This is a genomic window from Mesorhizobium sp. CA5, assembly GCF_020165105.1.
GTDB lineage: Bacteria > Pseudomonadota > Alphaproteobacteria > Rhizobiales > Rhizobiaceae > Mesorhizobium.
This window is the reverse complement of sequence record NZ_JAIUHJ010000003.1, coordinates 151094-164372: the sequence shown is the minus strand read 5'-3', so window position 1 is coordinate 164372 and position 13279 is coordinate 151094. Positions and strand designations below refer to the sequence as shown.

Genomic DNA, 13279 nt, shown 5'->3' with positions numbered 1-13279 from the left:
CATTTCGAACCGTCAGCCGGTAACCATCATGGCCGAAACCTCGGCTTCGGCGGCTTTCGCGCCGTCAACCATCGCCTCGCAGGCGAATTTCAGCAGGTTGCCGCGTTTTTTGATCTTCTTGACGTGGATCCTGAGCTGATCGCCTGGAACGACCGGCTTGCGGAATTTCGCGTTGTCGATGGTCATGAAATAAACCAGCGACGGCTTCTCGGTGTTGAGGCTGCGAATGCAGATCGCGCCTGCGGTCTGGGCCATCGCCTCGATGATGAGCACGCCGGGCATGACTGGCTGCTGGGGAAAGTGGCCCTGGAAATGCGGCTCGTTGATGGTCACGTTCTTGATGCCGACTGCGGACTCGTCGCCGTCTATGTCGACGATGCGATCGATCAGCAGGAACGGATAGCGGTGCGGCAGGAGCTTCATAAGCCCCATGATGTCGACCGCGTCGAGTGAAGTTGCCACCGTATCAGCCATTTCCGTCGCCTTGCTTGCGCGTCCTGGCCATCCTGCGCAGCATCGCTATCTCGCGCATGGCTTCCGCCATGGGTTGCGCCGGGTAACCTCCCCAGACCTCGCCTGCCGGCACGTTGTTCATGAATCCACTTCTCGCAGCAAGCTTGGCTCCTGGCCCGATGGTCAGATGATCGGCGAGGCCGACACCGCCGCCCATGGTGACATTGTCGCCGACGACGACGGAACCGGAAATACCCGAAAGCCCAGCTATAATGCAATTGCGGCCGATGCGAACATTGTGGGCGATCTGCACCAGATTGTCGATCTTGGTGCCCTGGCCGATGACGGTGTCGGACATCGCGCCGCGGTCGACAGTCGAATTGGAGCCGATCTCGACATCGTCCTGGATGATGACGCGGCCGATCTGCGGCACGCGTTCAGGCCCTTTGGCGCCGCCGACAAAGCCGAAACCATCCTGGCCGATCCTGGCGCCGCCATGGATGATGACGCGGTTGCCGATAAGCGCATATTGAATGCTGACGCCGGGGCCGATGAAGCCGTCGCGGCCGATCTGGCAGGAACGGCCGACAACGGCGTGGGGCGCAACGACCGTGCCGCTGCCGATGGATACGCCGGCACCGATCACGGCGCCTGCCTCTACGATCGCCCCGTCCTCGATATGCGCGGATGGATCGATAAACGCATGGGGCGATATGCCGGTTTCTCCGGTCAATGGCCCCGGAGTCGCAGCCTGCGGAAACAACAGGCGCCCGACCATCGCGAAAGCTTGTTGCGGGCGCGGATGCATCAGCACCGCGATGCCCGGCGGCGCCTTGCTAGCGAAATCGGCGGGGCATAGCACCGCGGCCGCCCTGAGCGACGGCATCAAGGCGAAATTGCGCTTGCCGTCGACAAAGACGAGCGCGCCGTTGCCACCCTCGTTGGCGGGAGCCAGCGCCTCGATGGCAATTTCGGCCTGATCGGAATCGAACAGGCTGGCGCCGGTCAGATTCGCGACCTCGCCAGCCGTGTACCGGCGTGAAGGCGCGAAGAACACCGGATCGGTCATTCCAGAAGTAATATCCAGCTGGGTTGGATCGGTCCACTCCGGGCCGTCATCCGGCCCGGAACCATCGCAACCACAAAGTTAGAAGCGGGTCGCGATACCGAAGTTGAATTCCTGAACGTTGTCAGTCGACTCTTTCTTGACCGGGATCGCATAGTCGATACGAATCGGGCCGAACGGCGAAGCCCACATTAGGCCGAGACCGACAGAAGCACGAAGCTTCATGCCGGTTGAGGACGAGTCGACACCGACAAGCTTGTTGCCATAAAGCGTCGCTGCATCCGCAAAGACAGCGCCCCGCAGGCCGAAGCTCTCCGGAATTACGGGCAGCGGGAACTGCGCTTCAGCCGAGGCATTGAAGTAGGTCGTGCCACCGAGATGGTCGCCGCTGCCTCCGCTAGCCACGGGGCCAATACCGCCATACTCGAAACCACGGATCATGCGGTCGTTGCTCTGGAAATAGTCAAAGACACGCAGATCGTTGCTGCCATAGGCCGCAAGATAGCCCGCGCCGCCCGAAACCAGACCGACCAGATCAAGCTGCTCTGACAAGGTCTGGTAAACACTGGCGCGCCCGGTCACCTTCACCCACTTGGCATCGCCGCCAAGACCGGCAAACTCGGTCGTGCCGGTGACGTACAGACCCTCATGCGGGTTTTTCATGTCGTCGATGGTGTTGTAAACCAATCCAAGGCTGACCGAGGACTTGAGCCACGGACTCTCGGCAATGCCAGCCTGGATTGCCGGAGACACGTCGCATTTTGCAGGGTCCAGCGCGCCGCCGGTTAAGCAATTGTCCGGATAGGAATACTTTTCCTGGGAGATGTTATAAGCCAGCTGCGTCGAGACGCTGCCAGTGATCGGCAGGCCGAAGCGGACGGTCGCCCCAGTAACGTCTGTATCGTAGTGGCTGTATTCCCGGGTCGACTTGTAGATGTCGAAGCCGGCCGCGATGCGCCGTCCGAGAAAATACGGCTCAGTGAAGGAAACAGCAAAGTCGCGCGAATGCTTGCCGCCGCCAGCCGACAGCTTGATGTACTGGCCGCGCCCGAGGAAGTTACGCTCCGTGATCGAACCTTCGATCGACGGGCCGGGCGTGTCGCCGCCAGTGGAATAACCAGCGCCGACTGAGAATTCGCCGGTCGACTTCTCGACCACGGTGACCACCAGCACGACCTGGTCCGGCGCCGAGCCGGGGACGGTCGAAATGTCGACAGACTGGAAATAATCAAGGGCTTCCAGCCGCTTCTTCGCGCGCTGGATGAGAACCTGGTTGAAGGCATCGCCTTCACTGACGTCGAATTCGCGACGGATGACATAGTCGCGCGTGCGGTCGTTGCCGCGGATTTCGATGCGCTCGACATAGGCCTTGGTGCCCTGGTCGATGGTGTAGACGACCGAAATGGTGTGGTTCTCGAAATTGCGGTCGCCGCGCGGCGTCACCTGGGCGAAGGCGTAGCCCGAACCCGCGACCTTCTCGGTCAACGCGACGATCGAATCCTCGACGTCCTTGGCATTGTAGACGTCGCCCTTGTGGGTTTCGACCGCCGATTCCAGCGACTTCGAATCGACTTCCGGGATAGTGCTTTCCACGCTGACGTCGCCGAACGTATAGCGATCGCCTTCCTGCACGGTGATGGTGACCGTGTATTTGTTGGTGGCGTCGTCAAGCTCGCCGACGGCCGAGACGACCTGGAAGTCGGCATAGCCGTGATTGTAGTAGAAGCGGCGCAGCAGCTCCTGGTCGGCGCGCAGCTTGTCCTCGTCATAGACGTCGTCGCGCAGCACGAAGGACAGCCAGGACGAGCGCTTGGTGTTGATGACGTCCGACAGGCGGCGGCTGGAATAAGCGTGGTTGCCGACGAAGTTGATCGCCGCGATCTGGGTGCGGCCGCCTTCGTTGATGTTGAAGACAACGTTCACGCGATTGTCGCCGAGATCCATGACCTGCGTGGTCACCGCGGCGTCGTCGCGGCCAATGCGCTTGTAAGCCGTCTTGATCGCCTCGACATCGGCGTCCAGCGCCTGCTGCGAGAAGGTTGCACGCGGCTTCAGCTGGATACCCATCTGAAGCGCGTTGTCCTTGATCTTCTTGTTGCCCTGGAACAGGACCTGGTTGACGACCTTGTATTCGGAAACCTTGACGACCAGGCTCGAACCGACCTGGTTGATCTGAACGTCCGAGAACAGACCTGTGCCGAACAGCGCCTTGACGGCGTCGTCGATATCGGAGCTGGAGAAAGGCTTGCCCGGCTTGATCGAAATGTAATTGCGGATGGTTTCCGCATCGACGCGCTGGTTGCCGCTGACCTCGACACGCGAAATGACCGCGGCCTCGGCCACCGACGTGGCGGCGAACTGCACTGCGAGCGCGCCTGGCACGACCAGAGCGGCGGACAAAGCCGCCGCGGAAGCGGCGCTCAGAAACTTGGATGCTGCCTTCATCGGGCTTTTGTACCTTTTTCTCGTAGTCCCCACGGCGAGAAAACCGGACGTGCGGTATTTTCCCTTACCGTATTAACCGGATTTTCCCTACACGCAAGGCTCCCGGTTAATTTGTATTTACTTAACCGTACCGCGTGGCTTTCGCGTCACGCATATCCCCACGCATGGTAAACGGCATCTCAATATGACCGAAGCTGAAGCCAAATTTCTTCATGATTTCAGCATCCAAACAGATCGTTCCAAAATACGAAGCCCATGAATCCGAGCACCAGGAACAACCCGGTCCGGTAGGCCATCTCCATCGTTCGCTCCGAAACGGGCCGCCTGATGACGGCCTCCACGCCGTAGAACAACAGGTGGCCGCCGTCGAGGGGGGGAATCGGCAGCAGATTGAGAAATCCTATTCCGACTGACAGAAATGCAACAAGCTGCACCAGCCACTCGAAGCCGAGCTTGGCTGCCTGGCCCGACATCTTCGCGATCTTGATCGGACCGCCCAACTGGCATTTGTCCTCGCGTCCAAGCGCAAAGCGTTGCAGGAACTGGCCGGTGCGCTCGATCACGTGCCCGGTTTCCTCGACCGCCGCCACCACGGCGCCGGCCGGCGTGTAGGAGATCAGCCGCGGCTGGCCGAGCTCGGCGTTGTTGACGACGCCGATGACCGCGACCTTGACCTTGTTGCCCAGCGCATCCTGTTGCTCCATGGGCTCCGGCGCGGCCGTAACGTCGATTTCCTTGCCGTCGCGCAGCATGGTGAAGGTGATGGCGTCGCCAGCCCGGCCTGAAACCAGCCGCTGCACGTCGGCGAAGGTCTCTACCTTGCTGCCATCGACTTTGACGAATCGGTCGCCCGGCCGGATTCCGGCTTTTTCCGCCGGGCTGCCGGCGGTCACCTCGGCCACCATCGGCTCCAGGACCGGACGGCCATAGAGGGAAAACAGCACCGCGAATACGGCGATCGTCAGCAGGAAATTGAACAGCGGCCCCGCAACGACGGTAGCGGCGCGCTTCCAAATCGGTTGCGTGTGGAAGGCGACCTCGCGCTCGGCATCCGTCAGCGATTCGATCTCCTCCGTGCTCGGCTGGCTCGACGTCGCATTCATGTCGCCGACGAATTTGACGTAGCCGCCAAGCGGAATGGCGCAAAGCTTCCAGCGCGTGCCGCGGCGGTCGTAAAAGCCGAAGAGCTCGGGGCCGAAGCCGATGGAAAAAGCCTTCACGCCGATGCCGCACCAGCGGCCGATCAGATAGTGGCCCATCTCGTGGACGAACACGACGACGGTCAGCACGAACAAAAACGGCACGAGCGTGCCAAGGACGAAGCCTTGCGTGCTGAAAACCGCGTGAAAGATGTCGTTCAAGTCATGCCCTCAAATTCGCCCGCACACGACATTCCACCGCGACTGTGGCATCAATCCGGGCGAATCGGTGGCGCGCGCCATTTTTCGCCTTACTGCTGTGTCGTTCAGTTTGGAAAAAGCCCCAATGCCGGATGCTCGGCGCCCGCCGCGACCCAGCCCATGACGTACAGTGCGAACGCGGCCGCGACAAGCCCGTCCACCCTGTCCATGACCCCGCCATGGCCGGGAATGAGATTGCTCGAATCCTTGGCGCCGTGCCGGCGCTTGACCCATGATTCGAACAGGTCGCCGGCTTGCGAAACGATCGACAGAGCAAGCGCCACCAGGCCAAGCTGAACGAGATTGCCGGCGCCGGCTGCGATTGAGAGCAAAACTCCGGCGATAACGCCGCCGACGGCGCCGCCCAGCGCGCCGCTCTGCGTCTTGCCGGGCGAGATTGACGGCGCGAGCTTCGGGCCGCCGACCGCGCGGCCGACGAAATAGGCAGCTATGTCGGTTGCCCAGACCACGGCGAACAGGAAGAGAATCGCAATCAGCCCGGAATGATTGTCGTCACGGAGATAGGCGAGCGAAAAGCCGGATAGTGCTGCGTAGGCCACCCCCGAGGCTTCCCACGGCGCGGCCCCCTTGGTCCGAGCGACAATGGCCGCGACCGCCACCAGGATCGCGACGAGGAGCAGCAGCCACAAGGCCGGCAGGCCGGCGATCAGGGCGCCGACGAAGATCAGAATCAGTGCTTCGGGCAGGAAGCCGAGCGCCGCGCCGCTCCCGGCGCGCGCCATGCGCGTCCATTCATAGAAGATCAGCGCCGCTATTGCGGCGCAGAACAGCCGGAACGGCAATCCGCCGAGCCAGGTGAGCCCAAGCGTCAGAGCCGCCATCACGATTGCCGAGATGACGCGCTGCTGGAGGTTGCTCATGCGTGGCGGCGCCTAAAGCGCGACATCGCGGGCGGCGAGCCCGCCAAAGCGTCGTTCGCGGCCGGCAAAGTCGCGCAAGGCGTCGGCCAGGTGCTCGCGGCTGAAGTCCGGCCAATAGCAAGGCAGGAAAACGAGCTCGCTATAGGCAGCCTGCCAGAGAAGGAAGTTCGACAGCCTGAGCTCGCCGCTGGTCCTGATCACCAGCTCGGGATCGGGAATGCCCTTTGTGTCGAGCGATGCGGCAAAGCTTTCGGCCGTGATCGCCTCGCTCGTCATGTCGCCGCGTGCGACGGCCTCCGCCAGCTTGCGCGCTGTGCGCACGATCTCGTCGCGGCCGCCGTAATTGAAGGCGATGACCAGTGTCAGCGCCTCATTGCCGGCAGTCAGCGATTCGGCCTCCTGCAGCAGCCCCCGGATATCGGGCTGCAGCCCCTCATTGTCGCCGATCACCCTCACCCGCACGCCGTTCTGATGCAGTTCGGCAAGATCGCGGCGGATGAACAGCTTCAAAAGTCCCATGAGGTCGCTGACCTCGGATTTCGGCCGCGACCAGTTCTCGGAGGAAAAGGCGTAAACGGTCAGGTAGGAGATGCCGAGCTCGGGTGCGGCGCGCACCGTCTTGCGCAAGGCCTCGACGCCGGCGCGGTGTCCGGCAAGGCGCGGCAGGCCGCGCGCCTTGGCCCAGCGTCCGTTTCCATCCATGATGATCGCGACATGCGCGGGGGTTGCCATGGTCTCGCTTTCGAGCCGGAAAACCCCGACCCTAAACCTGCATGATTTCAGCTTCCTTATCGGAAAGCAGGTGATCGATGGTGCTGATCATCTCGTCGGTCAGCTTCTGGACCTGGTCGGACCGCTTGCGCTGATCGTCCTCGCTGATGGTGCCGTCCTTCTCAGCCTTCTTGAGGAAATCCATGCCGTCGCGGCGGACATGGCGCACCGCGACGCGTGCGTTCTCGGCATAGCCATGCGAGATCTTGACCAGTTCCTTGCGGCGCTGCTCGTTGAGCTCCGGCAGCGGGATCCTGAGATTGGTGCCGTCGACGATCGGATTGAAGCCCAGATTGGCTTCGCGGATAGCGCGGTCGACCGCGCTGACCATCGACTTGTCCCAGACCGAGACCGAAATCATGCGCGGCTCCGGCACCGTCACGTTGGCCACCTGGTTGATCGGCATCGTCGTGCCGTAGGCCTGGACCTGGACGGCGTCGAGCAGGTTGCTGGAGGCTCGGCCGGTGCGCAGCGACGCCAGGTCGTGCTTGAAGGCGGCGATCGCCCCGTCCATGCGTCGCTTCAGGTCTTCGAACTCGCCACTCATGATCATCTCCTCGACCCGTTCGCCGGGTTCACTGCTTATGCCGTCGTGCCGTCCGCGGTACCGTTCAACGGATCCCGGCCTCGCCTATTTGTCCGCGACGACCGTGCAATGGCCGCCGCCCCTTAGAATATCGCCGAAACCACCTTTTTCGTGGATCGAATAGACGATTATCGGAATGTTGTTTTCACGCGCAAGTGCAATCGCGGCTGTGTCCATGATCGCGAGCCCGCGTTTGATGACTTCGGCGTGGCTGATGCGGTCGAAACGGACCGCGTTCGGGTCCTTCTTGGGGTCGGCTGAATAGACCCCGTCGACCTGCGTGCCTTTGAACAGCGCATCGGCGCCGATCTCGGCGGCGCGCAGGGCCGCGGCCGAATCGGTGGTGAAGAACGGATTGCCGGTGCCGCCGGCGAAAATGACCACCTTGCCCTGGTTCATATAGGCGGTCGCCTGGCGTTGGGAAAAACTCTCGCAAAGTTCCGGCATGGCGATCGCCGAAAGCACGACGGCATCGACGCCGATCTTGTTGAGCGAGGTGCGCAGTGCCAGCGAGTTGATGACGGTGGCGAGCATGCCCATGTGATCGCCGGTGACCCGGTCGCCGCCTTTGGAGGCCACAGCCACGCCGCGAAAAATATTGCCGCCGCCGATGACGACACCCACTTCGACGCCCAGCGCGCGCGCCTCGGCAATGTCGGCGGCGATGCGGTCGACAACGGAGACATCGATGCCGAAATGCTGCTCGCCCATCAACGCTTCGCCGGAAGCCTTCAGCACGACACGTCGATAGAGGGGCTTCACCGTCATCTCATTCCTCGAATATCTCGGCGCGGCAATTTTGGAGGCAAAACCGCCCCCGCTTCATCCGGCGATGCTGTCATGACGGGTTGACCCGATACACGAAGGGCGCGGCGATGTCACGCCGCGCCCTCGTGCAAAATTCCAGGCTTTTTCGGTCAGTTGCCGCCCTTTTGATCAACGGCTGGAGACGCTGACTGCCTCGCCTTCGATCATGACCGCGGGCGAATAACCGGCCGGCTTGTCGCCGGTCACGGCGCCGCCGGTCACCCGGACCTGGATCTCGGAGCCGAAATAGGAATGCGGGAACGGCGCCGGCATGGCGCTGACCTTTTCCAGCCGCGCGCGAAGCTCGGCGGGAATCGAAAAATCGAGCGCGCCGAGATTGTCCTGCAGCTGAGTGAGCTTCGTCGCTCCAAGGATGACGGAAGCGATGCCTGGCTGCGTCGCCACCCAGTTGAGCGCAACCTGGGCCATGCTGCGGCCGAGCTCGGCCGCCACCTTCTCGAGTTCCGCCACGATCGCCCAGTTGCGGTCGCTGAACTTCTGGAAGCCGGGATGCGTGGTGTTGCGGAAACCGTCGAGCCGCCCGGCCCTTCCGGCTTGCGTCGGCTTGTATTTGCCGCTGAGGAGCCCGCTGGCCAAAGGGCTCCACACCATGATGCCGGCGCCATGACGGGTGCCGAAAGGCACATATTCATGTTCGATGGCGCGCTCGGCGAGCGAATATTCGAGCTGCAGCGCCGAGACCGGCTCGTAGCCGCGCAGTTCGGCGATCGCCTGGGCGCGGCCGGCATACCAGGCCGGCACGTCGGAGAGGCCGATATGGCGCACCTTGCCGGCGCGAACGAGGTCGTCCAGCGTGCGCAGCACCTCCTCGGCCGGAGTAATCCTGTCCCAGACATGCAGAAGATAAAGGTCGATATAGTCGGTGCCGAGCCGTTTCAGCGAGGCGTCCAGGGCCCGCATGATGTTCTTGCGGCCGTTGCCGCCGGCATTCGGATTGCCGGCCTCGGAATTCATGGTGAATTTTGTGGCGATCACAGCCTTGTCGCGCAGGCCGCGCTCGGCGACGAACTCGCCGAGCCAGGTCTCGGCGGTACCGCCGGTATAGAGGTCGGCCGTGTCGAAGAAGTTGCCGCCCGCTTCGACATAGGCATCGAACATCGCGCGAGCTGTGTCCCTGTCCGCGCCCCAGCCCCATTCGGTGCCGAAGGTCATGGTGCCGAGCGCCAGCCGGCTAACGCGCAGGCCGCTGTTGCCAATCGTGTAGTAGGTCATGGCCATGGGTGGTCTCCCGATTCTGAACTGAATTCCTGCCGGTCACTGGCCGGGGGTGGCCTTGACCCAGGGATTGCCGCGCTCATGCGTCATGCGGAAGGTGAAGCCGTCGACCTTCCAGCCGGAGGCCGAGCGTGTCAGGTGGTGCTCATAGGTGCCCCAGACTTCCCAGAGTGGATCGCCATTGCCTTCCATCCGGTTCCAGGCATAGCCATTGGAGCGGACAGTCGCGGCATCGGCTTCGAGCACGACCTGATGGTTGGTGCGCAGATGCAGGCTGGTCTTGCTGCCCTTGAGGTTGCCCGCCCAGGCGCCGATCAGGTCGTCGGACGCGATGTTGGCTGCGGGCTGGCCGGACAGGCTGCTGAAATCGGCGGTGACACGCTCGGCGAAATAGCTGCGCGCCAGCTTCCAGTCCTGTGCATCCACCGCGCGGTCGATGGCGTCGGCGATGCGGATGACGGCGCGCTCGTCGGCAAGGGCCTGCCAGCCGGCCGGTTCGGCACCGCCGGCATCGACCGGCGCCAGCACCATTCCTGCGGCAAAAGTTACATGTCTCAACGCGTTCATTTGGTCTCTCCTTGGCCATCAGCCCGCCGCCGATGTGTTGAAGCCAATATGAGCCGGCTCGGGGGCATCGATAAGATTGCATTGTTCGCAAAGACTGTGCGATATCATTCATGAATGGATCGCGATCTGCTCACACACCTTCCGGTCATTGTCGCCGTGGCCCGACGCGGCGGCTTCGCGCTTGCCGCGGCTGAGCTGGGCATGAGCCCGTCTGCCGTCAGCCATGCGGTGCGGCTGGTGGAGGAGCGTATCGGCCAGCCGCTCTTTGCGCGCACGACGCGCAGCGTCTCGCTGACCGAGGCAGGCAAAGCGCTGGTGGAGACTGCGGGCCCTGCCCTGCAGGACATCGCCGAGCGGATGGACCGCATTCGAGGCGTGAAGGGAAGGCCCGCCGGCCTGCTCAGGATCAACGCCTCCAACATAGCGATCCCCCTGGCGGTGACGCCGGTGGTCGCGGCGATGGCGGAACGCTATCCCGACGTGACGGTCGAGATCGTTGCCGATCAGGGACTTATCGATATCGTCGGGGAAGGGTTTGACGCCGGCATCCGGCTGGGTGAAATGATCGCGCAGGACATGGTCACCGTCAGGATGACGCCACCGTTCAAAGCCGTGATCGTTGCTTCTCCCGCCTATGTCGCAAAGCACGGCCGTCCGCGCGACGTGGCCGATCTCGCCAATCACAACTGCATCGGCTACCGGCTGGTTCGGTCAGGCGCGCTTTACCGCTGGGACCTGAACGACAACGGCAAGGATGTCGTTGTCGAGACGCGCGGCACGACCGTCGTCACGGATTCGCTTGGCGCCGTCGATCTGGCGCTGGCCGGCGTCGGGCTCGCCTACGTCTTCGAGCCGCTGGTGCGCGCCGACCTGGCAGCCGGCCGCCTCGTCCAGATCCTGCCGAAGACAGCGATCGAAGAGCCCGGGCTCTTCCTTTATTTCCCGCGCCGCGCGTCGATGGCGCCGAAGCTCAGGGCCTTTATCGATACCGCACAAGAAATCGGCCGGGCGTCCATGCGGACACCCGGCCGAGTCGCCTGAGCTCGTGAGCTCGTCACCTTAAGGAAACGCCGCGCGCTCCCCTCGGATCGGAGCTATTTCTTGACCGCGGCCGCGACTTCCGCCGCGAAATCGGTCGTTTCCTTCTCGATGCCTTCGCCGAGAGCAAAGCGCAGATAGGAGGTGATCTTCGCCGGAGCGCCGATCTCCTTCTCGGCATCCTTCAGCGCCCTCTCGACGGTGATGTCGGGATTGAGCACGAAGGCCTGCTTCAAAAGCACCACTTCTTCGTAGAACTTGCGCAGGCGGCCCTCGACCATCTTCTCGATGATGGCTTCCGGCTTGCCCGACTGGCGCGCCTGGTCGGAGAAGATCGCCTTCTCGCGCTCGATCAGCGCCGGGTCGACCTCTTCGGCCGTCAGCGCCACCGGGTTGGTGGCGGCGACGTGCATGGCAACCTGGCGGGCAAAGGCGTTCGCGGCATGCTCGTTGCCGGTGGTCTCGATCGCAACCAGCACGCCGAGCTTGCCCAGCCCATCGGCAACCGCATTGTGGACATAGGTCGCCACCACGCCCTGCGGCACGGTGAGCTTGGCCGAACGGCGGAAATTGATGTTCTCGCCGATGGTGCCGACCGCGTCCTTGACGGTCTCGGTGACCGTCTTGTCGGAGCCCGGATACTTGGCGGCGGCAACCGCTTCGGTTGCGCCATAGGCGAGCGCGACCTTCGCGACATTGCGGACCAGTTGCTGGAACTGCTCGTTGCGGGCGACGAAGTCGGTCTCGGAATTGACCTCGACGATGGCCGCTTCACGCAAGCCGGCGTCGACGCCGATCAGGCCCTCGGCGGCAGTGCGCCCGGCCTTCTTGTCGGCCTTGGAGATACCCTTCTTGCGCAGCCAGTCGACGGCCGCTTCCATGTCGCCGTTGGTCTCGTTCAACGCCGCCTTGCAGTCCATCATGCCCGCGCCGGTCAAGTCGCGGAGTTCTTTGACCTGTGCAGCCGAAATGCTCATTGTCGCCTCTTTGTCTCAAATGCGCCGACGCACCAACCGGGACTCGGGTGATGCGCTCGGCAAAAGCGCTTTAGCGCGCCAACTTATTGGAAAGATGAAGGCCGGGATCCGGCCTTCCTTATCAAGCTTCCGGAGCTTCTGCGGCCGGAGCGTCGAGCGCCGGCTCGACCGGAGCCTCCGCCGAAGCGCCGATGTCGACGCCGAGCGCGCCCTGCTGACGGGCGATGCCGTCGATGGCGGCCTTGGCGATCAGGTCGCAATAGAGCTGGATCGCGCGGGCCGCGTCGTCATTGCCGGGGATCGGGAAGTCGATCTTGTCCGGGTCGCAGTTCGAATCGATGATGGCCACGACCGGAATGCCGAGGCGCTTGGCCTCAAGGATGGCGATCGCTTCCTTGTTGGTGTCGATGACGAACATCAGGTCCGGCGTCGAGCCCATGTCCTTGATGCCGCCGAGAGCCTTGTTGAGCTTCTCGCGCTCGCGGTCGAGGTTCAGGCGCTCCTTCTTGGTGAGGCCCTGGGCCTCGCCGGAGAGCGTCTCGTCGAGCTTGCGCAGGCGCTGGATCGAGTTCGAGATCGTCTTCCAGTTGGTGAGCATGCCGCCCAGCCAACGCGAGTTGACATAATACTGGGCCGAACGCTGCGCCGCGTCGGCGACGATGTCGGACGCCTGGCGCTTGGTGCCGACGAACAGCACGCGGCCGCCCTTGGCGACGGTGTCGGATACCTGCTTCAGGGCCTGGTGCAGCAGCGGCACCGTCTGCGACAGGTCGATGATGTGGATGTTGTTGCGGGCGCCATAGATATAAGGCGCCATCTTCGGGTTCCAGCGGTGGGTCTGGTGGCCGAAGTGAACACCAGCTTCCAAAAGCTGGCGCATGCTGAAATCTGGCAGAGCCATTCTTTAGTTCCTTTCCGGTTGGCCTCCACGGACACAGGCATTTCGGACTTATGTCCTGATGCCACCGGAGGTCTCAGCCGGATTTCTCCCGGGCAGACACCAAAGTCCGTGTGTGGAATGAGCGCGCATATAGAGGGGAAGCGTCACAAAC

13 protein-coding genes are annotated in these 13279 nt (G+C 62.9%); 1 reads left to right on the top strand and 12 read right to left on the bottom strand.

Annotated features, from left to right (window positions below; genetic code table 11):
* Positions 1-12 precede the first annotated feature (12 nt).
* From fabZ to LB529_RS05635, 10 genes are all read right to left on the bottom strand, one after another.
* Positions 13-474, bottom strand: coding sequence for a 3-hydroxyacyl-ACP dehydratase FabZ (gene fabZ / locus LB529_RS05680; protein WP_095765364.1), 462 nt, complete (start codon positions 472-474; stop codon positions 13-15).
* Positions 467-1522 carry a UDP-3-O-(3-hydroxymyristoyl)glucosamine N-acyltransferase gene (gene lpxD / locus LB529_RS05675; protein WP_224528731.1) on the bottom strand — a complete coding sequence of 352 codons (1056 nt, stop codon included), beginning with the start codon at positions 1520-1522 and terminating at the stop codon, positions 467-469. Before lpxD ends, fabZ begins: the two co-directional genes overlap by 8 nt.
* A 78-nt stretch (positions 1523-1600) precedes the next feature.
* Positions 1601-3964 carry an outer membrane protein assembly factor BamA gene (gene bamA / locus LB529_RS05670; RefSeq protein WP_224544473.1) on the bottom strand — a complete coding sequence of 788 codons (2364 nt, stop codon included), beginning with the start codon at positions 3962-3964 and terminating at the stop codon, positions 1601-1603.
* Between the two features lie 218 nt (positions 3965-4182).
* Positions 4183-5325: an RIP metalloprotease RseP gene (rseP, locus tag LB529_RS05665; RefSeq protein WP_140841291.1), complete on the bottom strand. Its 1143-nt coding sequence runs from the start codon at positions 5323-5325 to the stop codon at positions 4183-4185.
* A gap of 104 nt (positions 5326-5429) precedes the next feature.
* Positions 5430-6245 carry a phosphatidate cytidylyltransferase gene (locus LB529_RS05660; RefSeq protein ID WP_224544472.1) on the bottom strand — a complete coding sequence of 272 codons (816 nt, stop codon included), beginning with the start codon at positions 6243-6245 and terminating at the stop codon, positions 5430-5432.
* 12 nt (positions 6246-6257) lie between these two features.
* Positions 6258-6977 (bottom strand): isoprenyl transferase, encoded by a 720-nt coding sequence (locus tag LB529_RS05655; RefSeq protein WP_224710488.1) that lies wholly within the window; start codon positions 6975-6977, stop codon positions 6258-6260.
* Between the two features lie 31 nt (positions 6978-7008).
* A complete protein-coding gene (frr, locus tag LB529_RS05650; protein ID WP_095765618.1) occupies positions 7009-7563 on the bottom strand; it encodes a ribosome recycling factor in 555 nt (184 codons plus the stop codon).
* 84 nt (positions 7564-7647) lie between these two features.
* Positions 7648-8370, bottom strand: coding sequence for a UMP kinase (gene pyrH / locus LB529_RS05645; protein WP_095765617.1), 723 nt, complete (start codon positions 8368-8370; stop codon positions 7648-7650).
* Positions 8371-8538: 168 nt separating this feature from the next.
* Positions 8539-9648, bottom strand: coding sequence for an aldo/keto reductase (locus tag LB529_RS05640; RefSeq protein ID WP_224632028.1), 1110 nt, complete (start codon positions 9646-9648; stop codon positions 8539-8541).
* A gap of 36 nt (positions 9649-9684) precedes the next feature.
* Complete coding sequence (locus tag LB529_RS05635) at positions 9685-10212, bottom strand: nuclear transport factor 2 family protein (RefSeq protein ID WP_224544469.1); 528 nt, start codon at positions 10210-10212, stop codon at positions 9685-9687.
* Positions 10213-10326: 114 nt separating this feature from the next.
* On the opposite strand from LB529_RS05635, the gene LB529_RS05630 reads away from it, so the two are divergent.
* Positions 10327-11253: a LysR family transcriptional regulator gene (locus LB529_RS05630; RefSeq protein ID WP_224632027.1), complete on the top strand. Its 927-nt coding sequence runs from the start codon at positions 10327-10329 to the stop codon at positions 11251-11253.
* Positions 11254-11306: 53 nt separating this feature from the next.
* Here LB529_RS05630 and tsf read toward each other — a convergent pair whose 3' ends face one another.
* Both tsf and rpsB read right to left on the bottom strand, forming a co-directional pair.
* Complete coding sequence (gene tsf, locus LB529_RS05625; protein ID WP_224632026.1) at positions 11307-12227, bottom strand: translation elongation factor Ts; 921 nt, start codon at positions 12225-12227, stop codon at positions 11307-11309.
* A gap of 121 nt (positions 12228-12348) precedes the next feature.
* The gene (gene rpsB / locus LB529_RS05620; RefSeq protein ID WP_095765354.1) at positions 12349-13128 is read right to left on the bottom strand and encodes a 30S ribosomal protein S2; all 780 of its coding nucleotides are present in this window, start codon (positions 13126-13128) and stop codon (positions 12349-12351) included.
* Positions 13129-13279 lie beyond the last annotated feature (151 nt).

Excerpts from the sequence above, each read along its gene's own strand:
- fabZ (WP_095765364.1), bottom strand. The coding sequence starts at position 474 with ATGGCTGATACGGTGGCAACTTCACTCGACGCGGTCGACATCATGGGG.
- lpxD (WP_224528731.1), bottom strand. The coding sequence starts at position 1,522 with ATGACCGATCCGGTGTTCTTCGCGCCTTCACGCCGGTACACGGCTGGC.
- bamA (WP_224544473.1), bottom strand. The coding sequence starts at position 3,964 with ATGAAGGCAGCATCCAAGTTTCTGAGCGCCGCTTCCGCGGCGGCTTTG.
- LB529_RS05660 (WP_224544472.1), bottom strand. The coding sequence starts at position 6,245 with ATGAGCAACCTCCAGCAGCGCGTCATCTCGGCAATCGTGATGGCGGCT.
- LB529_RS05655 (WP_224710488.1), bottom strand. The coding sequence starts at position 6,977 with ATGGCAACCCCCGCGCATGTCGCGATCATCATGGATGGAAACGGACGC.
- frr (WP_095765618.1), bottom strand. The coding sequence starts at position 7,563 with ATGAGTGGCGAGTTCGAAGACCTGAAGCGACGCATGGACGGGGCGATC.
- pyrH (WP_095765617.1), bottom strand. The coding sequence starts at position 8,370 with ATGACGGTGAAGCCCCTCTATCGACGTGTCGTGCTGAAGGCTTCCGGC.
- LB529_RS05640 (WP_224632028.1), bottom strand. The coding sequence starts at position 9,648 with ATGGCCATGACCTACTACACGATTGGCAACAGCGGCCTGCGCGTTAGC.
- LB529_RS05635 (WP_224544469.1), bottom strand. The coding sequence starts at position 10,212 with ATGAACGCGTTGAGACATGTAACTTTTGCCGCAGGAATGGTGCTGGCG.
- LB529_RS05630 (WP_224632027.1), top strand. The coding sequence starts at position 10,327 with ATGGATCGCGATCTGCTCACACACCTTCCGGTCATTGTCGCCGTGGCC.
- tsf (WP_224632026.1), bottom strand. The coding sequence starts at position 12,227 with ATGAGCATTTCGGCTGCACAGGTCAAAGAACTCCGCGACTTGACCGGC.
- rpsB (WP_095765354.1), bottom strand. The coding sequence starts at position 13,128 with ATGGCTCTGCCAGATTTCAGCATGCGCCAGCTTTTGGAAGCTGGTGTT.